At 59.8% G+C, this 20,575-nt stretch carries 21 protein-coding genes and 1 pseudogene; 17 read left to right on the top strand and 5 right to left on the bottom strand.

The genetic code is table 11. From position 1 onward, the window contains the following. The 9 genes from OKW39_RS25235 (at position 1) to OKW39_RS25195 (ending at position 8,234) form a co-directional block, all read left to right on the top strand. Complete coding sequence (locus tag OKW39_RS25235) at positions 1-1,539, top strand: site-specific integrase (protein WP_429563922.1); 1,539 nt, start codon at positions 1-3, stop codon at positions 1,537-1,539. Continuing rightward, a complete protein-coding gene (locus OKW39_RS25230; protein ID WP_429563921.1) occupies positions 1,536-3,860 on the top strand; it encodes a hypothetical protein in 2,325 nt (774 codons plus the stop codon). The genes OKW39_RS25235 and OKW39_RS25230 overlap by 4 nt, the downstream gene beginning before the upstream one ends. Beyond that, the gene (locus OKW39_RS25225) at positions 3,853-4,350 is read left to right on the top strand and encodes a hypothetical protein (protein WP_429563920.1); all 498 of its coding nucleotides are present in this window, start codon (positions 3,853-3,855) and stop codon (positions 4,348-4,350) included. The genes OKW39_RS25230 and OKW39_RS25225 overlap by 8 nt, the downstream gene beginning before the upstream one ends. 97 nt (positions 4,351-4,447) lie before the next feature. Continuing rightward, complete coding sequence (locus OKW39_RS25220) at positions 4,448-4,951, top strand: hypothetical protein (protein ID WP_429563919.1); 504 nt, start codon at positions 4,448-4,450, stop codon at positions 4,949-4,951. A gap of 551 nt (positions 4,952-5,502) precedes the next feature. After that, on the top strand, positions 5,503-5,745 hold the full coding sequence (locus OKW39_RS25215) for a type II toxin-antitoxin system CcdA family antitoxin (RefSeq protein WP_244145174.1): 243 nt from the start codon (positions 5,503-5,505) through the stop codon (positions 5,743-5,745). Then, entirely contained in the window at positions 5,745-6,065 is a 321-nt protein-coding gene (locus OKW39_RS25210) for a CcdB family protein (RefSeq protein ID WP_184050358.1), read from the top strand. Before OKW39_RS25215 ends, OKW39_RS25210 begins: the two co-directional genes overlap by 1 nt. Before the next feature lie 691 nt (positions 6,066-6,756). Next, the gene (locus OKW39_RS25205) at positions 6,757-7,026 is read left to right on the top strand and encodes a type II toxin-antitoxin system Phd/YefM family antitoxin (protein WP_429332254.1); all 270 of its coding nucleotides are present in this window, start codon (positions 6,757-6,759) and stop codon (positions 7,024-7,026) included. Next, positions 7,023-7,412 carry a type II toxin-antitoxin system VapC family toxin gene (locus tag OKW39_RS25200; protein WP_429332253.1) on the top strand — a complete coding sequence of 130 codons (390 nt, stop codon included), beginning with the start codon at positions 7,023-7,025 and terminating at the stop codon, positions 7,410-7,412. The genes OKW39_RS25205 and OKW39_RS25200 overlap by 4 nt, the downstream gene beginning before the upstream one ends. A 351-nt stretch (positions 7,413-7,763) precedes the next feature. Continuing rightward, positions 7,764-8,234, top strand: coding sequence for a hypothetical protein (locus OKW39_RS25195; RefSeq protein WP_429332252.1), 471 nt, complete (start codon positions 7,764-7,766; stop codon positions 8,232-8,234). A 26-nt stretch (positions 8,235-8,260) separates the two neighbouring features. Here the strand turns inward: OKW39_RS25195 and OKW39_RS25190 are convergent. Next, a pseudogene (locus tag OKW39_RS25190) lies at positions 8,261-8,788 on the bottom strand (electron transfer flavoprotein subunit beta/FixA family protein); the annotation flags it as partial. Positions 8,789-8,866: 78 nt separating this feature from the next. On the opposite strand from OKW39_RS25190, the gene OKW39_RS25185 reads away from it, so the two are divergent. After that, the gene (locus OKW39_RS25185) at positions 8,867-9,547 is read left to right on the top strand and encodes a sel1 repeat family protein (protein WP_244145042.1); all 681 of its coding nucleotides are present in this window, start codon (positions 8,867-8,869) and stop codon (positions 9,545-9,547) included. Positions 9,548-9,611: 64 nt separating this feature from the next. Here OKW39_RS25185 and OKW39_RS25180 read toward each other — a convergent pair whose 3' ends face one another. Further along, positions 9,612-9,806 (bottom strand): hypothetical protein, encoded by a 195-nt coding sequence (locus OKW39_RS25180; RefSeq protein ID WP_429289665.1) that lies wholly within the window; start codon positions 9,804-9,806, stop codon positions 9,612-9,614. Between the two features lie 258 nt (positions 9,807-10,064). On the opposite strand from OKW39_RS25180, the gene OKW39_RS25175 reads away from it, so the two are divergent. The 3 genes from OKW39_RS25175 to OKW39_RS25165 all read left to right on the top strand — a co-directional run bounded on the left by OKW39_RS25175 (position 10,065) and on the right by OKW39_RS25165 (position 15,562). Continuing rightward, positions 10,065-11,447, top strand: a complete 1,383-nt coding sequence (locus OKW39_RS25175) for a hypothetical protein (RefSeq protein ID WP_429563943.1) — start codon at positions 10,065-10,067, stop codon at positions 11,445-11,447. 572 nt (positions 11,448-12,019) lie between these two features. Continuing rightward, positions 12,020-13,572 (top strand): IS3 family transposase gene (locus OKW39_RS25170; RefSeq protein WP_244168772.1). Its coding sequence is split into 2 segments (ribosomal slippage): positions 12,020-12,482 and positions 12,482-13,572, totalling 1,554 coding nucleotides; the frame shifts between segments, so codons are not numbered across the junction. Positions 13,573-14,431: 859 nt separating this feature from the next. Next, entirely contained in the window at positions 14,432-15,562 is a 1,131-nt protein-coding gene (locus OKW39_RS25165; RefSeq protein ID WP_090803864.1) for an IS110 family transposase, read from the top strand. 1,127 nt (positions 15,563-16,689) lie between these two features. Here the strand turns inward: OKW39_RS25165 and OKW39_RS25160 are convergent. From OKW39_RS25160 to OKW39_RS25150, 3 genes are all read right to left on the bottom strand, one after another. Then, on the bottom strand, positions 16,690-16,944 hold the full coding sequence (locus OKW39_RS25160) for a hypothetical protein (protein WP_429359457.1): 255 nt from the start codon (positions 16,942-16,944) through the stop codon (positions 16,690-16,692). A 66-nt stretch (positions 16,945-17,010) separates the two neighbouring features. Further along, positions 17,011-17,286, bottom strand: a complete 276-nt coding sequence (locus OKW39_RS25155; RefSeq protein ID WP_429563942.1) for a hypothetical protein — start codon at positions 17,284-17,286, stop codon at positions 17,011-17,013. Positions 17,287-17,369: 83 nt separating this feature from the next. Next, positions 17,370-18,170, bottom strand: coding sequence for a hypothetical protein (locus OKW39_RS25150; protein ID WP_429563941.1), 801 nt, complete (start codon positions 18,168-18,170; stop codon positions 17,370-17,372). Between the two features lie 255 nt (positions 18,171-18,425). Here OKW39_RS25150 and OKW39_RS25145 point away from each other — a divergent pair, with 255 nt between their 5' ends. The 4 genes from OKW39_RS25145 to OKW39_RS25130 all read left to right on the top strand — a co-directional run bounded on the left by OKW39_RS25145 (position 18,426) and on the right by OKW39_RS25130 (position 20,552). Beyond that, positions 18,426-18,836: a helix-turn-helix domain-containing protein gene (locus tag OKW39_RS25145; protein WP_429360644.1), complete on the top strand. Its 411-nt coding sequence runs from the start codon at positions 18,426-18,428 to the stop codon at positions 18,834-18,836. Beyond that, entirely contained in the window at positions 18,833-19,123 is a 291-nt protein-coding gene (locus OKW39_RS25140; protein WP_429359453.1) for a hypothetical protein, read from the top strand. Before OKW39_RS25145 ends, OKW39_RS25140 begins: the two co-directional genes overlap by 4 nt. Further along, positions 19,078-19,383: a transposase gene (locus OKW39_RS25135; RefSeq protein ID WP_429564265.1), complete on the top strand. Its 306-nt coding sequence runs from the start codon at positions 19,078-19,080 to the stop codon at positions 19,381-19,383. The genes OKW39_RS25140 and OKW39_RS25135 overlap by 46 nt, the downstream gene beginning before the upstream one ends. A 275-nt stretch (positions 19,384-19,658) precedes the next feature. Beyond that, positions 19,659-20,552: an MBL fold metallo-hydrolase gene (locus tag OKW39_RS25130; protein WP_429359449.1), complete on the top strand. Its 894-nt coding sequence runs from the start codon at positions 19,659-19,661 to the stop codon at positions 20,550-20,552. Positions 20,553-20,575 lie beyond the last annotated feature (23 nt).

Genomic DNA, 20,575 nt, shown 5'->3' with positions numbered 1-20,575 from the left:
ATGGAGGAACCACAGAGCCCAGGCTGGTTCCCGGAACCGTCATCTGCCGGGGACGTCATTGAGCGGGTCCTGAGGGCATTGCCGGCTCTGCCTCCGGTCCTCCGCTATTACGACGACTTTGACGACAAACAGTATTCGATTCGCGATCCGGTCAATGCGGTGGTCTTCGAGCTGGTGATCAATGGCCGAACGATCAGGGTCGACTTCACGCCGTATGAAACAAAGCACGCCCTGCTGTTAAAACACGTCTTCGTGTATCTCCTGGGCCAGGACCTCACCGCATCTACCGCTGCGAACTACCTGATCTCAGCGACGCATCTGTCGCGGAGGGACATCGCTGACATTGTTCGTGCGGGCCCTGTGGAAATAGCATCCGTCTGGGCGACGCTGCGCGTGCGTGAGATGCCTGTCTCGACCTATGTCCTGGCAAAGTCGCTGCTTCGGCTTCTGTGCCGCTATCGACTTCAAGGTTGGTCGGACTCCTACAGTTTCCATGTCACCAACACCCTTCCCTTGCCGGCCCGCGATGTCTATGCTGGCGTTCATTCTGGAGATGTGTTTCTGGGCGTGGACGAAGAGGCCGCGATTGTGCGGCATCTGGACGAGACCGTCGCGGCGCTTGCATCACCGGCCTCGGTTCCTTACGACGCACTTTGCGACACAGGGATGTTGCTGTGCGCCTACCAGTTTGCCATGCGACCCATCCAGATCGCGATGGTGAGCATGCGAAACGTCCGCATCTGGCACGATGTCCAGGATGGCTTGCCAACTGTTCATCTGACGTTCCACATGGCCAAACAGCGGAGTGCAGCCAAACGGCGACCTCTTACACGTCGGGTCAAACATGAGTGGGCGCCGGTGTTTGCTGCGCTTGATAAATGGCGGCGGCTCGACGGAGCCACCGGTAACGCACACTTCTTCGATGTCCAATCGAACAGCGAGGCTGGGGCTCGCATTGCTGCGCTGGTGCGCAAGCTGATTGATTCCGACGATCTCGGATCGGCCATGGATTTACGGCATACAGCAGCCCAACGGCTCGTTGACGCCGGTGCCAGCCACGAGGAACTCGCCGAGTTCATGGGGCATTCGTACATTCGGACCGGACTGGTGTACTTCCGGACGTCGGCCTCCCACGCCGAACGCGTCAACCGGGCGCTCGGCGCCTCGGATGTGTACCGCCGGGTGGCGAGGATTGCGCACGACCGGTTCATCTCCCCGGAAGAGCTCACCTTACTTAAGGGTGAACAGCAGATCGCCGGCGTGCCTCACGGCATTCCGATTGCAGGCATCGGTGGTTGCATGTCGGGACAACCGGCGTGCCCTTATAACCCGGTGACGTCATGCTACGGCTGCAGGAAGTTCTTGCCCTTGCATGACAAGGCAATGCATGAGAGCGTGTTGGCCTCGATGCGTGAGGTGGTCGTGTTCTTCGAGCAGAGCTCTCGCGGCGACACCCGGTCTCCGACGTATCTCCAGCTGCAGCGCACGATCGCCGAAATACAGACGGTCATCGACGAGCTGGAAAGAGAGGGCCGATGAATCCTCACTACTCCGCGTTCATCGAGCTGGGCAAAACCCTCGCCCGCGAAAAAGGGCTGCGCTGGGAGATGCCTCTCGACGAAGCCGGCGCTGCTCGAGACGGCGTCGGATGGAACCTCACGGCCATTGCCGGCGACATACCGCCGCCGAATCACTACCTGCGGGACCTGGGTGGGGACACGAAGGCGCTGGCAATTGTCAACGCGGAACGTGCTGAGCGTGGACTGGCACCATTACCCAGGCGGCCGCTGTCTGACGCATGGCAGGACATGATCAAGGCGGCCGTCGCCGAGCAGTTGCTGTTCAGGCGGAATACGACGGGACATGTGTATAAACATATTCTCCGTCCACTGCGCGTAATTGCTACGTGCGTAGGCAGCGAGCCATGGGAACTGACCGTTGATGACCTGCACGTTGCCGTCCGTATAGGCACGGCTGTCCAGGCTTCTGGAAAGCTGGGGGATGCGGTGAGTGGCATCGTCAAGCTCGTGTTCGACGCCCAGCACGTCTGTGACGCCGGTCCGTTGTACCCGGCACTTGCCGTTCCCCGCATGAAAGTGAAAAGTGCTATCAAGGCAAAACATACGTGGTCGCCCGACGAGCTTCGTGACGATCTCGACGCCCGCAAGCGGAGCGAGCGTCTGCCAGAACGCCGGGCATTCTGGGAACTGACGCGCATCATAATGACTGAAAAGCCGCGCACATTCATGGATGAACTGCGCTTTGCAGCGTTGCGCACGATGATCATCACGGGAATGCGGTCGGGTGAGGCAGCGCTTTTACCAGTGGACTGGAAGCGGGAGCGCACGTACCTGGATAGGACCGGACGGCCAGCCGGCGAATCCGGTGGCATCTCGACGTCCCTGATGATCCGTCACTTCGCAGAAAAGCAGCAGCAGGATGAAACGGATAGCAGGGTCCTGTATGAAGCGACCCAGCCTGTTCCAGAGATGTTCCGGACGCTGCTGACTGAGACGCTTGACCATGTGGCCAGAATCACTGAACCGCTGCGCGCGACGTTGAAGCTGCAATGCGAAACGGGAAGACTGCTCCCATGGTATCCGGCCAACAGCGTCGTGCCCTTCATCGAAGTCTATCAGCGCCTCATGGGCAATCCGTTCTGGCTGGCCATTGAACGGGAGCCATTCATCGAACGCTACCGGAACGGGTTCGAACCTGCCGTTCTTGCTGAACTGCAGGACTATCAGAATGCGCTGCGGCACAGCGGCGATACGACGCTTGACATGGCCGTCTATCAATTCGGACATCGCCTGAAATCTGCGATACGCGCAGGCGAGACGGGCCTGCGCTTCCGTCATGGCGACGGTTCGCCAATCAGTCTCCTGGCGCGGACGGGATGGCATACGACGTACTTGCACGTCGGCGAGTTCGAGGAGCACATCCGGCTCACGACGCCAACGAAGGTGTCGGACATTACGCCTTTACCGCTGGCAGTTGGCTCCGTTCAGCCGTTCGAGCTTCTGTTCGTGCAGCCAAAGCGTTCACTTGCAGAAGAACGCAATGACTTGCTCTGTGACGTCAATCGCTACATGTGCGTCCGCCGCCCGGGGCCCGACCTGATTCAGTTGGCGCTCGGCGAGCAATCGACCGGCGAGACCGTGTTTGAGAAATACGGACAAACCGACGACGATCGTAAGCTACGGATGCAATCCCACATGTTGCGTCATCTACAGAACACCGAACTGTTCCGGCTCGGCGTCGCCGACACGATCATCTCCAAGCGCTTCAACCGCCGGAGTGTGGCCCAGAGTTACGACTATGACCATCGAAGCCTCGCGGAAGAACTTGACCACGTTGAAATTCCGCGGGAAATCGAGGCCATGCTGGGCGAGAAAGCGAGCACAGTTGCCCGACTCATTAAGGGTGGCAAAGCAAACGGGCCGATAGTCGACACGTTCCGGCGCATCCAGGCCACGGAAGGCGAGACGGCTGCGTACGAATACCTGCGTGCCGAAGCTGATGGATTCCATGCCACGCCGTACGGGCACTGCCTGAACTCGTTCACTGTCGACCCTTGCCCCAAGCATCTCGAATGCTTCGCCGACTGCCGTCATCTCTCGGCGACCGACCTCCCGGAGCACCGACAGAACCTCATCCGGCTCGAAGGTAAGTTCAAGCTGGCGCTGGAGACGATCAGGGCCCGTCCTTCAACGAGCATTGGCGGGAAAAACCAGCTCGATCATGTCGAGAAGCGGCTGGCGGGCGTACAGAAGCTGCTCGCGACGGGGCCGGGTGAACACCCTTTCCCTGACGGCGTCGACCTCTCGGCGCCGGCGCAACGTGGAGTACTTGATGACTGAGCCCAGTGAAACGACCGCATCCGGCGACGAGCCAATGCGCGAGATCCTTGAGACGCTGCTGGCTGACGACGAAGACATCACGGCGCGCGCTGTTGCCCGATTGCATCCAACCATCAAGGCGGCATCGTCGATTACCCGCAGCGAGTCGCGAAGCCAACTGCTCGCCGAGTATCAGCAGCGGCAATCAGCGTACAGACGCTGGCGAATCCGAATCGCGAAACGTTCCGGATCCGACACGGCCTCGTCGCTTGCCGACAAGGACATCCGGATTGCAGAGCTCGAAGCTACCGTGCAGTTGCTTACCGCCTCTCACCTCGCCATGCTGCGTGCCGTCGGCGAACTCGGTGGCTTCAGCAAGTGGGCGAAATTCTACGAGCACCATCGGGAGGCGCGCGACAGGCTTGCCGAGCTTGGTGCGATACCGGCTGCGCCTGTATCGGCAATGCCGCCGACCAAATCAAAAGGCCGCGAAGACACAAAGCGAGGATGACCATCCCTGCGGTGTGATAGTGTTTGCTCGACACCCCAGCTACGAAATGGCCGAGGTTCCGCGGCGGAAGCCGCTTCTCTCCCGAAAGGAGCGTTTGATGTCCTATTGCCCGTTCTTCCAGACCCTGCACGACGAAACGCGCCCAGTCGGCAACCTGGGTCGCGGAACCCACTACTCGGTGCTTCGTGTGCCCGTGTGGCACGACGAGTTCCTGAACCGAATCGACCGGTGCGGCTTCCTCGACTTCGCGGTCATCTGGGATGAAGATCACGACGATCGCGTGATCGACGCCATCATGATGCTTTACGTCGGCGGCCTACTCTCCCCGATACGGTATATCGGTGAGAGGAAAGGAACGCTAACGGTTCTCCTGGGGCCCGACGCCGTGCGTGATTGGGATCCGGAAGCACTGCAAAGGTATATCGACGACATCAACGACGTTTGCCAATGCCTGGAAGACCCGTGGTCCGCACACGTGGCCGGCGTTGGTGAAGATGGGCATTCGATCATCCATGCTCCGCCCGAGAATGTTGCCCTGTACCTGAAAAACATCGACATGCTGTGGCAACTCGGCGTGGGACCCAAATCGCAAACCAGCTAGATCGTGCGCAACCCGACGGCCATCGTAGATCGCTCCTGGTGAGTATCGTGTTGCGTCGCCTCATGATACTCGACGCAACAAGCGTCCCGGTTTGGGATGCGCAACGGGGAACTCGTTTAAAGAGGCAATATCCTGTGGATAACTCGGCCGCCTTCCCCGTTGAAATACAACAAAAACAAAACCTGAAAAACCAAACCACGCAACACCGTGCCATAGGTACCAAGATTCAACATTTCGTGGTGCATTTAAAACATCAAGGATCCGCTGTTGATGGTACGTCTCTATAAGCGCCAAAGGTCTGACTACCCGGCTCAACAGGAACACGACTCAATTTGCTGACCTGAACCGTGCTTCGAAAAATGACGTCGTGGACCAACTCGGCCGTGCTGGCGGAGCGACGAAGGTCACGGGTTGATCCCGCATCCAAAATGGATCAGACGGATGCCCGGGGTGTTGATGGAAACAGGACGCAGCTAGTCCGAATCAAGCAGACTTGCCGCGGGTCGCTTGTGTGGACCATAATGCACATAAAATGCAACGTGGATGGGCACATGGGTAAGGCACTCGAAGTTCGACCGCGCAAGTCCACAAACGTCACATTGCCGCCTGAAGTCCTGGATCGGGCCAAGGAGCTGGGGATTAACCTTTCGCGAGCGAGCGAGCGCGGTGTGCGGGAAGAAATTCAGGAGGCGGAGGCTCGCCGTTGGGCCGATGACAACGCCGAATTGGTCGCCGCCTACAGTGCGATGGTCGATCGCGACGGGCTTCCGCTAGCGAAATTCAGGACGTTCTAATGGCGCGGTTCGATCTCTACGTCAACCCCGACAAAGAGACGCGGAGACTCGCGCCGTACCTGCTCGACATACAGAGCGCGCACGTTGGGATTTTGCCGACGCGCATTGTGATCCCTCTGCGACCTGTCGAGCATCTCGCTTTTTCGGGCAAACCATCCGATCTGCTGCCGGTTTTCGAGGTTAACGGCGAAAAATGTTTCCTTGATACGCCCGGCATGAGTGCAGTTCCTCTGAACGCGCTCGGCAAACGCATCGGTTCTCTTTCGGATGAACGTGAAGCCATCCTGGCGGCGCTCGACCGGATCTTCGGTGCATTCTGACCGACAGCAATGCAGCGCGATAGCCAGCGACGTGACGATTCAGCGCCGGTCCGGCGCTGTGATCGCCGGTCACAAGGCGCCTGGTTCGATCTTCAGAATCACCCCTTTCGCTGCAAGCCGGGTTTGCTTTTGTGGTGTGAGCAGTTGCCACAGACGGTTAGTTGCGAATCTGCAATTGTTAATCTTTGCAAATGGTGAGCTTTTACAGGAGTAAGGTGTGCCAACCGGAACATCGAAACCCGGGCGCTCAATGCGCGAATCGCTGCACCCTGCGTGGGAAGTTAAAGAATTCTGTCGTGGCAGTTCAGGCATCTCCGGCCAGGAACTGCCCGTCTGAATCAGTCACCGAGGAAGCAGCCGTTCCCGCTTGACCGCATCCGGGAAAGTCACCACGAATGCGCGCCCTGCCCGGCATGTCCGTTAGCCTGCGACGGGCGCTGCCGCGTGCTGACGGGCAGCGCCGCGCTGTTCAGGCTCCGCCCGCGGTAGGTTGGCTCAACAGGAAAAACAGAATCGGATCCGGAGCGCACAATTTTAACTAAAACGTTCACGAAAAGTGAATCTTAATTATGTCAAATTGCGCCTGCTGAACCATGCGATGCCGCGACCTGTCCGTAATGCTGGTGCTTGCCTTTGGCGGCCCATGCCTGCATACTAGCTAATATTGATTAGCTAATACGTAGGTGGTGCCATGCTCACGATCAACATGCACGACGCCAAGTCGAAACTATCAAGCCTGGTCGAGCGGCTGGAGGTCGGCCAGGAAAACGAGGTCATCATCGCCCGCAACGGCACGCCCGTCGCGCGGCTGCTGCCGTTCGCGGCGCCGCGGCGCATCGGCGCCGCGCGGCACCTGCTGGCCGGCCTGGCCGTGCCCGCCACCATCGAGGCGTTCAACGCCGCCGATGACGCGATCGCCGCCGACTTCGAGGCAAGCGCGCAGCAGGGACTCACTCCGTGAAAGTGCTGCTCGATACGCATATCGCGCTGTGGGCCGCCGAAGGTGCGCCACAGCTGTCACCGCAGGCCGCCAGCCTGATCGAGGATCCGGCCAATACGTTGCTGGTCAGCGCAGCCGCGATCTGGGAGATTGCCATCAAGCATGCGAAAGGCAACCTGCGCGTGCATCCGCGCGATGCCCGCTCGGCGTTCCGCCTGTCCGGTTTCGTCGAACTGCCGATCACGGGTGAACATACGGAGGCAGTCTCGACGCTTCCTTCCCATGCGGATCACGCGGATCCGTTCGACCGCCTCATGATCGCCCAGGCGCTGCACGAGGGGATGCCCCTGCTGAGCGCCGACCCGAAGGTGTGGCGCTACCACCCCACCCTGATGCTGCAAGCCTGACTTCGCCTGTTTGCTTGACACCGGCTCGCTCTAACGGGTGTCGCCGCGCACTCGGGCGACGCTGCATCGGCTTCAGCCGTCGGCGCGCGAAGTCACTGACTTCGGGAAGATGCGTAGGGCACCGGTTGTGCAATCTCATGTTCCTTCAGGTACGCCCGGATGGCTTCGACCGGATACGGTTCAAGCGGTAGAGGTACCAGGTGTCGCGAGCCGCTTCCACCGTCTGCAGGTCCGCTGCGCCGGTCATTCGAAGATTCGAGGCGCCTTTGGGAACTGAATTGCCAGGCGTCGGCCTCCAGTCGACCGTCCCGACGTTTGACCCGAAATCGTCAATTTGAGAACGGAGTAGATTTGGACATCTTCTACTACTGGAAAGACTTCGTATCGGATGTAAACGAAGGGCGGATAGGTACACTTGGCGCCGATACTCACAAGCTGGCTGAACTTCAGGAGCGGCTGCCGCGCAAGGTGTGGACGTTCATAACGCCTAAGGGGATGAAAGGGAAGCTTAAGCTTATCGGTTCCATGTGGATCACCGACGAGAGGCCCGCGAACTTTGTACCCAAGTGGCCGCACAACCTTTTCTATGACGCTGCTTCACCCAGGTCAGTTCTCTTCACGAACTCAGGGAGTCCCGAAAAGATTGAGGAAGTCAGTTCCTACTTGAACAACCGGTTCAATCAAGCCTTCAGATCCAACTTTCAAGGCGGAAAAGGTCTTCACGCGATGGAAGCCGACGTCGTCCGCGGTTTCGAAAAACTCGTGCGTGACTACGAGACCGTCCAATTTATGGATGGGATAAAACAGCCACCGTTGCGATGAAGGCAATATTATCGTCCGGACTGCGACATAACGGGCAACTTCAGCGACAACGTTTCCGCGTCGCCATCGACTTCACGCGACACCTTCGTCGCCTTGCCGCCAGCCACCACAACCTTCGACGCGAAGGTCGCCTGCGGCAGATTCGCCAGCGCAGCCGGCATCTGGCCCGTCTGGTTCGAATCGTCGTCGATGGCCTGCTTGCCGGGGTTCACCAGTTGCGGTTGCTCCTCGTCGACCAGCGCCTTCAGCAGCTTCGCGACTGCAGGCCTTCATTCGATTCGATCAGAATCGCGCGGTACGCGCCGATCGCCAGCGCCGTGCGCAGCGTTTCCTGACATTGCGGCCACTTCCGTCGCCACGCCGGCTTCCTTCAGATGTGCCGCCTCTTCAACGGCGATTTCGTCCAACGGGTTCATCGACACCTTCACACTCGCAATGTCGACACCCGTGTTGTCCGACTTCACGCGGACCTTCACGTTGTAGTCAACCACCCGTTGACTGCCCCAGGTATTTTCAACGCGCTCTTCTGATGACGGGCACCGCGCTGCAGCCATCGATCTTCATCGCGGTACCACTTATGTAGAAAAATCGCACCGCCAGGGTCTTCGTGCAGTCTCTATCTGATCCGCAGGTTGCAATCGACAAAAGGTGAGCTAGAATCAGGTGCATTCTTCACCAACGGATTGCTCACCGTGCAAATGGAAAGCTGGGTTGGGACCATCGAGCGTGAATGGCATCAGTTGCGCCGCGCCGACCCTACACTGGATGTCGAAAAGTTCTCCCGTCACGTCATTGCGGCAAACAAGACTGGATTCCTGTCACCGGAGTCGCTCGCTGCCATCGCAAATGCGCTGCTCACCAGCACGTTAAACCGCGCACCCGATCTGGGACGCTGGTTACTCGAGCGCCTTGGCGCGAACCGTCATCCAGCCTGGCGACTGGCAATGGCCATTTCTCTGGTCACCCCGACTGGAGCGGAGCCGGACCTGGGAAGAGGTAACGCGATTCTCGAGGATGTGATGAAGGATGAAACCGCCGAAGGTCGTCTGCGCGGCATGGCCGCCGCCGCGCTGGCCGATAGCGCGCGCCTCGGAAGAGGCATGCAGGTGGACGTGAGCCGCGCGCGCTCGCTTTACGAGCAGGCCATTGAACTGGGGCATAAAGCCTCGGCACACAATCTCGGCCTTTTCTGGGAAGGCGTGTGGGGCGCAGAAGACAGGAGCGTTGCCCCGGACCGCACCAAGGCCATGCAGAGCTATCGACGCGGTGGAGACGACAAACGTTGCCAACGTCGCCTGGAAGCGCTGCGTTGAGGCAGTACCGCCTGCGAGTCGGGCGGGTGGAAAATCCTGAGAGGCACCCGACGGTTTTCTCTCATCAATTGATAAAAGCAAGGTTACGGAGAAGAGACTCCCCGTCCTCCGTGATGCGAGGGCGTACTGCCCCGCCCGCAAGTCGCTCCAGTGCGACAAGCTGGCGTTCAAGCAATGTTCCAAGTTCTTCGCGATCGGCAATGTGATCGGCGGAGTCCTTGACCAGCATCAATGTTGCAAATTCGTGGGCGCTCAGCACGGGATGCTCCTGATGCAAAGAGAGAAACGATCGTCGTCAGGTGTTCCGGTGACGGGCGTCCGGTGACCACCCACGACGGTGGGCTTACTACCGGGGGCGAAAAAGCTTAACGTCGAAATGTGACAGCATGAGGGCGGTCTTTTGGGCGCTGGAGGCCGGTAGCGGAGGACGCATATGTAGCAACTGACGCATTAGATGACAACGTCGCCTCTATAATCAAGATATTCAGAGTATCAACATCGCATGGAGCCCTACGTTATGAGTCAAGCCCGCGGGCGATATGCGGGATCCCGGGACAGCGGCCAACGCCAACCTCGCCACGAAAAAAAATCCCCGCCCAGCCGGCAGGGACAACCGTATGTGAAGGCGCCTCCTCGAGACCCCGCCCAGACTGCCTCAATTTTCAAAACAAGATCGTTTCAGTTTCTGGTCGATGCGGTGGGCGCGGAGAATATCGCGATAGCACTTGAATCGAACATGACGCGCGTGGCCGAACTGATGAAGGGCGAGCGGTTCACGCCCGAGACCGCCTTTCACATGGAAACCACGCTTGGATTGCCGCACGGCTTTTTTGACCAGCCCAATCCCGTACTCGCGGCAGAGACAATCACTCGTCTGAAGTCACCGCTCGACTTCATTCAAACGGACGACGAATCAAACGTGCCTGAAGCAACCACGCGGGCTTCTGCCCTGAACGTCGATCAGCAATCATTTCTTAAAGATAGTTTGTCCGAGGAAGCGCAAATGCCAAAGAAAGCAACTGGCGTGTCACCCAGAGCCGTCAAGAATAGTCGAAGCGAAATGGCCGGAGAGACTAAACCTCGCGCGCCGCTCAAAGCTTCGCCTTCGAAATACAAGACGTCTCCTAAGACACCCCAACAGCAACCGCTGGCTTTGAGCGACAGCGCTGAGGTGGAGAACATCCGACGCGCTAACCTCCACGTTCTCACGAGTCGCAACGGATCGAAAGTAAGACTTGGCGTGGTCATGGAGATGAGTGGATTCAACATAGCCGATCGACTACATGGCAAGAAGCGCATGGACAGTGTCGAAGCAAACCGGTTCACGGAGCAGTTAGGATTGCCAGTTGGCTGGTTGGACACGCCGCGCTCCGAGGCCGAGATCCCAGAGTCGGTGTCGCGTATGCTTACGCCTGCTTCGCGCGGTCGCGTATCGGTTCAACAACACGAGCCGCTTGCGGCCGCTGAAAATGATGGCGTACCAGGAAAGCTCGCCAATGCGAAGGCGCGCACGGGGCGCGCGCGGGCGGGCGCCCTGGGCGATCTGGAAAGGCCCTCACCTGTTTCGGCGGATGTTGCAGCAGAGAATGAGACGATCGTCGTCAGCCCGCAAGATCATGCAAGTGATTTCCCCGACGACCTTGCCAGTCACTCACTTGAAGAAAGTAATGGGGAAGCCGCGGCAACCACACCGGCAACCCTTGAGTCGCTCCCCGCCTCCGCCATACCGCAGCCAAACCCGGTACTGGTCCCCTTCGCTTGCATGACCAGCCTGGACAATCTTCATGGTATTGAACCGATAGCGGAAGCATTGATCAAGACGCTTGCAGGTAAAGCACGCACGGGGCAATTGGACGAATTGAAAGCGCTCGAGCTTTTGCAGCAAGCTGTCCTGTTGTGAGTAAGTGGTAGCGTGGCAGGCGTTGACCGGTCGTGAGCCGCCACGAACGTGATGGCATTCCAAGTGCATCGATACGGGCAGGACGGACAAGTCCTGCTGATGACCCATCGCCTCACGCACAATCAGACCGCGTAATTCGCGCGATGACCGGCGCCGAGGGCGCTACCACGGGTCGATTCGAGAAAAGCGGCCAACAACCTGTGTTGTGTGCAAAGCGGCCACGCAAACGACGCCGTCCAGATAATCGCGAAGGTCTGCCCCTACCTGGCTTGGTCTGATGAGGCGGTCGAGCTGACGACTGCGCCACGGATCGACGCTGCTCACGTCAATACATCGGCATGCATGAAGTCGAGTTCTGTGTAAACAAACGCATTCACCCGCTGCCGCATCGACATAACAATTGCGTGCCACGGAGCTTAGCGGACCCAAAGATTTCCAATTTACTGTAACTTCATACAGTCTGTCCAAACGGTTGCGTTGCCCCCAGCGCCGCCCTTCCCCCCGGCGTCAGACTACTTGTCGTGTTATCTGAATCTTATAGACATGGTCCGGGGGCGGTAAAATCAGGGTGAATGAAAGCCTACTCAGCAGAAAGAAAAGAAGCGCTGGTGCGTCGCATGATGCCGCCGGAAAACGCGTTGGTCTCAGCGCTGGCCAGAGAAACGGGAATTACCGAACAGACGTTGTACACGTGGCGCCGACAGGCGAAAGGACAAGGGCTGGCCGTGCCGGGCGATGGGAAGAATCCCGAGGGATGGTCTTCGGAAGACAAGTTTGCAGTAGTGCTGGAAGCCGCCCCGCTCAACGCAGCGGAGCTGGCCGAGTACTGCCGGCGCAAAGGACTCTATCCCGAACAGATCGCGGCGTGGCGAGCGGCCTGCCAGGCAGCCAACGCGAATGCCACCGAGCAGGCACGCGAGCAGCGCCACCAGTCGAAAGACGACAAGCAGCGCATCCGGCAGCTCGAGAAGGAATTGCAGCGCAAGGAGAAGGCGCTAGCGGAAGCGGCGGCGCTGCTGATTCTGAGAAAAAAAGTCCAGGCGATCTGGGGAGACAAAGAGGACGATTGATCAACGTCCCGGATCGCCTGTTATGTATATCGTTGATACGCGAGGCGGCGCAGTCAGGCTGCCGGCTGGAGAAGGCTTGCGACGAGTTGGGCGTGAGCCTGCGCACGTTTCAGCGCTGGGTCGGTGACGGTGACACGGTACGTGCTGATGGTCGTACCACGACCGAACGGCCGCCGCCGGGCAACCAGTTGAGTGAGGCTGAACGGCAACAGATTCTTGAGGTAGCCAATAGTGCGGAGTTTGCCAGTCTGCCGCCCAGCCAGATCGTGCCGAGGCTGGCCGATCGCGGCGTGTATGTCGCATCGGAATCGAGCTTTTACCGCGTGCTGCGCAGCGCCTCGCAGCAGCACCATCGTGGTCGTGCGCGCAAGCCCTCGACCCGGGTAGTGACCAGTCATTGCGCGACGGCGCCCAATCAGGTCTGGTCGTGGGACATCACCTGGGTACCTGCGGCGGTCAAAGGACAGTATTACTACTGGTACATGATGCTGGACGTGTTCAGCCGCAAGATTGTCGGTCACGAAGTGCATGAGGCCGAATCGGCAGAACTGGCCGCGTTGCTGATGCGGCGTGCCAGTCTGGCAGAGGGCCTGGCAGGACGTCCCCTGGTGCTGCACTCGGATAATGGCAGCCCGATGAAAGGTGCGACGATGCTTGCCACCCTGGAGAACCTGGGGGTCGTGGCCTCGTTTAGCCGACCACGCGTGAGTAACGACAACCCGTACGCAGAGTCGCTGTTCCGGACCTGCAAGTATCGGCCCGACTACCCGCGCAAGCCGTTCGGCAGCGTTGATGAGGCGCGGGCCTGGACGCAGCAGTTCGTGCGCTGGTACAACCATGAGCACAAACACAGCGGCCTCAAATTCGTCACGCCGGCCCAGTGTCATAACGGCGTGGCGAATGCAGTTCTTGCGCAACGTGAGATCGTTTATGCGGAGGCCAGGCAGCGCAATCCACGGCGTTGGTCCCGATCGACGCGCAACTGGAAATTGAAGGATGAAGTCTGGCTCAATCCGGAGCGCATGCAACCGGAAGAACTAAAGCAGTGCGCATGAGGTGACGCGACAAGTACGTTGACAACCGCCGCTTCAATGCGCCGGCCGCCCTGTGCAACGTAGCTCGACAGCGCCTCAGGTACGACAGTACGATGGGCGACCCGCCATTCGCCATTACGCCGTTCAAAGCGGTCGACATACCAACCGCAAGCCTCGCCCGCTAATGCATCGTCCGTGTTTGCAACGACTCTGTCTGCGGTTGTATGGTCCGTTGAATCGTAACACTCGGCGTTGTAGAAAGAACCAAATGGGCCGTGCTCGCGGCCAGTTCGGTCCGCGCGCGCCATATGACGCGCAACTCGCCCGCACCTCTGCATGCGGTACTTCACGCCGAAGCGCGACTCAAGGATTTTCTCGCAGGAACCGCACGCTCGCCTATCGTCGCGGAGGGGCAACTTTTGCGATGCAGCAAAAGTTTGTGGGTGTGTGGGCCCAAGCCGAGCGCCTCATGCTCAGACGTGAAGGCCGACACTAGCGTCATTGATTGAACGTTCATGGCCGAACGATATATAGGATTCCTACCAAATATCGATCATTTCTTTTATGTCAAATTCGCACTTCACGAACTCGCATCGATCTGGGCTCCCGTTGGTTTGCAAACTTTTGTTCCCGAATTTTGCATGAATTTGTTCCCAGCCCCTTGTCCGAGTAAAAACGGTTGCCTAGCCTGCGCCGTTCTCCACCCGCATCTGCTTTTGCCGCGTCCGGCAGTGCCGAGGACTGAATGCGGGCTAGTCAGTATGACTCCGCGAGGTAGAGGCTGGCCCGCCGCGAGGACTCAAACGCGGGTTAGTATTTCTGCCAGAGCCGCACGGTGTGGACAGGGCCACACCCGGCGATATCCATCACGGAGGCCAGCGTGGAAAAAGATATCACACTGTACGTAGGGCTCGACGTTCACAAGGATTCGATCACGGTTGCCTATGCGCTGGGCACAGGCGAGGTCGAACTGCTCGGCAAGATTGGCACGACGAAGACGGATATTGATCGGCTGTGTACGCGCCTGCAATCGAAGGCGCGGCACATCCGCATCGTCTACGAGGCGGGCCCGTGCGGCTATGGACTTTATCGTCAGCTCGTGCAGAAGGGATTCGACTGCCTGGTGTGCGCGCCGTCGCTGATTCCGAAAAAGCCGGGCGATCGGGTCAAGACTGACCGGCGTGATGCGATCAAGCTGGTGCGGTCGCTGCGCGCCGGCGACCTGTCAGCGGTGTACGTGCCAAGCGTGGAAGACGAAGCATTCCGCGATCTGGCTCGCGCGTGGGTCAGCGCCAAGGACGATCTTAAGCGTGCGCGGCAACGGCTGAAGGCCTTTCTGCTCTTGCATGGCGTGCGCTATGCCGGCCGCGCCGACTGGGGACCTGCGCACCGGCGCTGGCTCAGCGCCTATGCTTTCGACAGCGTCTGGCAGCAACTGGCGTTCGAGGAGTATCGGCGCACGATCGAGGATCGCCTGGCGCAATGCGACCGGCTGGAGGCCGCGTTGCGCGAGGCTGTCGTCAACTGGCGATTCTATCCTGCCGTGCTGGGCCTGCAGACGATGCGCGGCGTGCAGTTCACCACGGCAGTGGGCATGCTCGCTGAGCTCGGGGATCTGTCACGCTTCGCCCACCCGCGCCAGCTGATGGCCTGGCTGGGGGTGACGCCATCCGAACACTCGTCGGGCGACAAGCGCCGTCAGGGCAGCATCACCAAGAACGGCAACAGCTATGCAAGAAAGTTGCTGGTGGAAGCGGCCTGGAGCTACCAGCATCCGGCCCGCGTGAGCCCCGAAATCCAGCGCCGCCACGAAGGCATCCCCAAGCCCATCGTTGACCGCGCCTGGGACGCGCAGATGCGCCTGTGCCGGCGCTACCGGAAGCTCCTCGCGCGCGGCAAGCAGAAGAATATTGCGGTGGTCGCGGTCGCTCGCGAACTCGCCGGTTTCATCTGGGACATCAGCCAGCTCGCCATGTCGCTCTCCGTACGGCCCGAGGTGCGCATGGCGTGACCGAACCCTTGAGCAACAAGTAAATCAACCTCACCACCCGAGCAAGAGTTTCCTGAAAGCGGCGTAGCCCGGCACCCGAGCAACCCGCGAGACGGTTAGGCAACGGATTTGATTCGACTTGCGGCACTAGATAGCGGCAGGCTCGCTGGGCGGACTTCTGTAATGCGGTAACCAACCCGCGGATATCAGCATGATCCACCGTCGAGATTTACTGCTACGTCGCCCTCAGGAAATTCAGATGGCAGCTCAAAACCCAAAACCGATCCCCTCTTGACAAGCGGAGTCATATCAGCCGTCTCTTGCTGAGCGCGCGAACGGTCCGGCTAGCGGCTGCCAATACGATTGAAGCACTCGGGGTTGAGCGACATGACAACGTTAGACAGCGCTGGGTGTCATCCAAAGTCCGGCCCAGGCGTCGGCACCTACAAAATTGCTTCAATAGTCCGTTAAAGGAACAATTTCATGCAAAATTTCTTCAAATAAATTTGTTCTCGCTACGGGTCCGAGCCGCCATTTGTCGGTGCCGCAGGAGGAACAAAATCATGCAAACCAACGCGATGAGTCGTGATAGACAGGAATATCGGGGCAACAGCGAACTCCGATCCTGCCTTTGATACGCATCGAAAATCGGCCCTGTAGCTAGCGAGAGTCACAGTCTGTCGGCGTGGTCCTGATATCCCGCAAGCGCAAATATAGGACAGTTATGGTCCTGGTCGCTCCGGTTGGATTGCGCTAACCATCTGCACTGCGACCATCTTCTTGAACGCGCAACTGAACCACGGAACCGTTTCCCGGTTGGCTCTCGATTTTCAGGCGCGTCCATCATCCTCGTCCGCTCGGCCATTCGTAACAGTCCATACGACCTGAGGCGACGCACTAGCATATCGAACGCTTTCCGTTGTCTCACACGACCAGTTCAATTTTAGTTTAAAAAAGATGCTTAACGCCGAGCATCGCGCCGGTTTGGCCGACGCCTGCCGCGGGCGTAGTGCCACCGGCGTGGTTCGAAAAGCGCCGATTTTGGGTAACACGGACGAGCTGAGCCGCACCGCTCATGGAGGGCGGTGTTTTGATTTTTGATTAGTATCCCGATGGATTTGGAGGTCTTGGGTTTCGACCTCCCGCGCTCAGGCTTGCCGCGGTTGAAGTGGTCCGAGTCCCAGCATCGTGAGCCAGTGCGGGTGGTCCCGCCCCGTCATCAACTCACACGGACTTTTGCCTTGACGCTCGGCCCGGCGGCTGCGCACGAAGCGCCGATGATTCAGGAAGAAGCGCAGCAGGTCGAGGTAAGGGGCGCCCAGATGGCGACGCAGCGTGAAATAGTTGCGCAAGCGCGAGTTCAGATTTTCGACGAGCGCACTGCTGCGCGGCGTGTGGGCCATGGCCTCGGACACCGCGGCGAACACGGCGTGGAACTGGCCGCCCAGTCTGGCGCGTAGCCGGCCCCATCATCCCTGCCAGTACGCAGGTGAGGTGCGCGGCTTGCGATGCAGCACACACGCGGCGCGCACGAGTTCATCCGAGATGTTGGCGCGCTGCGCGATCGCGGCGAGCTTCTCATCGAGCACGCCGGCGAACGCGGGCAGGTCATCGCGCTGGTTCTGCAGCGCGATGCGCACCGGGCGGATGCGGCGCGCATCCAGCGCTTCGCGCACGCCCAATTCCTCGACGATGAAGTCGAACAGCGCTTGCCGCGTGGCGAGTTGCGGACCCGCCAGCGACACGATGTCATGACTGAGCCACTGGGTCAGCGTGCGGATGTCGCAGGCTAGCTGATGCGCCTGCGCCTCTGTCCGACGTGCCCGCCTCAGCTGGGCAGCGAAGCCGCCGGCGCGCCCCCGCGAGCGCGCTGGTTGAGCCTGGCTTGCAGCTTCTCGCGCCGCGACCGGGCGCCCCTGGCGAGGTTGCCCAGCGTGTTGGCCAGTCCTTCGCACTGGCGCTGGATGTGGAACACATCGCCATGGCACGGCGTGTCGCCCCAGGCGGCCTTCTGCCCGGCGCGCAGGCCCTGGCCGGCATCGGCAATCGTGTAGTCGGGCGCCAGTCCCTGCTGCGCCGCGTCCAGCAGGTGCACGCCCCAGGTGTCGCCGTCGCGATGGGCCTCGGCCGCCAGCAAGTAGCAGTAGGTCGACTCGGCATCGACGCCGGCCAGCACCGGCCGCGAGCCCTGGAAGATCTCGTCGTGCAAGCCCACGCGAATGCCGGACAGGTCTTGCTCGCGGTTGAGCGCGGCCGCTTGCTGCGCGGCCCATTGCTGCACGTCGTGAACGTTGCCCACACTGGTGGACACGCCCAGCAAGTCGCGCATGAACTCCACCACGCCGCGATACGAGCTGCGGCAGATCAGCGTCAGCGCAACCATCACCTGGCGTAGCCACCTCTGGCTGACCGGCAACTCGAACAGCACTTCATCCTCCGGTACCGCCGACGCGAACGCGTCCGCCAGCGCGACGCCGGCCTTGCGCGTTTGCGCGTAGACGAATTTGCGGCTCACGCCGTGCCGCGCGGCCAGCGCGCTGATCGTCCCGGATCCCGCCAATGCCCGAACCGCCAGGTCCTGACGCTCATGTTCAGGCAGCTTCGCTGCCGCGCTAGCGGATCGATTCATGCACGCACCACGACTGAAAAAAATGGGCGGCCATTATCGACCATAGCGGCCTCATCAGGCACCTCGCGTGTAACCCACGATTGAACCTCGCCGGTCGCTCTAATTTGAATGACCGCTACACGTCGACAACGCGCCACCTAAGTGTTGCTGGTAAACGCGTTTGAATTTTGTTAACTTCGGCGAACCCATTGCGCCGGAGTCCAGATGAAGTGTGTTGTAGAGCTGAGCGAAGCCGAGGAAAAGACCTTGCAACAGATGTCGTTGAACCACCAGCATCGCGACATGCGCACCCGGGCCGCGGGCGTGATGATGCTCGGCCGCAAGATCAAACTGACTGAAGTGGCTGCGCAGCTCAGCGTGAGCGGGCAGTCGGTCTACAACTGGGCGCACGCGTGGCGAGAATCCGGCATATGTGGGCTGCTGGTCGGTCATAGAGGCGGACGTCCCCGTTCGTTGTCTGAAGCCATGATCGCGACCGCCATCGAGGCCGCCAGCGCCGAATTGACGACTCTCAGACAGATTGCGCAGCGCGTTGAAGAACCTCATGGTGTGCCGTTTCCCTGCCGCCTGGATACCTTGTCGACTGCGCTCAAACGAGCGGGGTTTTCCTACAAGCGTGGTCGCTATTCGCTCAAAAAAAGCGTAACCCCGAGGAGTTCGCCGTGAAGGCCTCCACCCTCACGAAGCTACAGCAGGCCGCACTCGACGGTGCGTGCCAGCTGTTCTACTTCGATCAATCCGGGTTCAGTGCTTCGCCCCCGGTGCAGCGCGGCTGGTCGCCCATCGGCGAACCGCATCGTGTGTTCCCGCAACCGCACTGCAAACGCTCCGTCCTTGGTGCACTGGATTTCGGCGCCAACCTGCTGACCTATCACACCACAAGACCACGATCAAACGCCCCGATGTCGTGCAATTCCTTGAGCAGATCGCGCGGGAAAGCACGCCCGGTCTGACGACGGTAGTGGTGCTCGACAACGCCTCGATCCATCACAACATCGATCAGGAAACAATCGACCGATGGTTTCTCGAACATCGCATGGTGCTGTTCTATCTGCCGCCCTACAGCCCCGAACTGAATCTCATCGAAATCCTCTGGAAGCACGCCAAGTATCACTGGCGCCGCTTCGTCACTTGGACCAAGGAAACCATCGATGCCGAGGTCAAAAAACTGCTCGACGGATTCGGCTCAGATTTTCAAATCAGATTTTCGTGAACACTTAACACCTACAAAAAAACAGCGGCGGCGGGTCCGCGTCATTCATGACAACCCGGGCCGCCATACCCGGAAAGCCGGAAAAGCTGTCGCTGCAGTCCATCAGCCAGCGCCGTTGCACCCTAAGCGGCCATCCAGTCTAGGCGTCACAACGTTCGTTTTTGCGCAACCATGCTTTCGCCCAGCCCGGCTTCTTCTAGACGGCGGGAAGCACGACTATACGTCCACGCATCGACACATCGTCGCGGCCTCTTCCAAAAGGACGAGCAATCAAAGTGGACACCATTCATCGATATCGGATCGGCACTGCGACCGTGACACGGGTCGCCGAGCTCGTTCTTTCTGAGATTCCTTCGGCCTACCTGTTTCCCGACCGGGATCGCACGATCCTTGCCAACGATCCGCCGCCATGGATCGGCCGCGAGAACGTCTCGCAAGACGGTGAAACGCTCGCGTTGAGCGTGCATAGCTGGGTCGTGCAGACGGAGGGCAAAACCGTCCTGATCGACACGGGTGCCGGCAACGGCAAGCATCGACCACTGAACCCCGTGTTCAATCAACTCGATACGCAGTACCTCCAGCGCCTTGCCGCAGCCGGCGTTCAGCCGGCCGACGTCGACTTCGTGCTGATCACGCATCTGCACGTCGATCACGTCGGCTGGAACACGGTGCGAAAAGGTGACGCGTGGCGCCCGACGTTCGCCAATGCGACCTACGTGTTCTCGGGTGCCGAGTACCGTTTCTATGCCGACGAAGTGCACGTGCAGACACCGAGCGTCGGCGTATTCGAGGACAGCGTGCAGCCGATTATCGATGCGGGCCACGCCCTGTTGATCGACGCACAAAGCCAGCCCACGCTCGAAGGCCTGGAGGGGTTCACGTTCTATCAAACCAAAGGCCACAGCTTCGACCATCTGTCGTTCGGCTTCACTTCTGAAGGGCAGCATGCACTGTTTTCAGGCGACGTCATGCATCACCCGATTCAGATAGCCAAGCCCGAGTGGAACTCGACTTTCTGCGAGTTTCCCGACGATGCCGAGCACTCGCGGCTCTGGGCGCTGAACCACGCCGCAGACCGGCACTCGCTGTTCTTCAGCAGTCATTTCCCTGGAACGTCCGTGGGCGTCGTCGAAAGGCAGGCCGGCGGTTTCGCCTGGCTGCCCCGCTAAACCTCTCCACCAAGAGAGCAAAC

Origin of the sequence: Paraburkholderia sp. MM6662-R1, from assembly GCF_050436245.1 — a bacterium.
Classification (GTDB): Bacteria; Pseudomonadota; Gammaproteobacteria; order Burkholderiales; family Burkholderiaceae; genus Paraburkholderia; species Paraburkholderia tuberum.
Note: the sequence above shows the minus strand (reverse complement) of the source record. Positions and strands in the feature narration are given on the sequence as shown.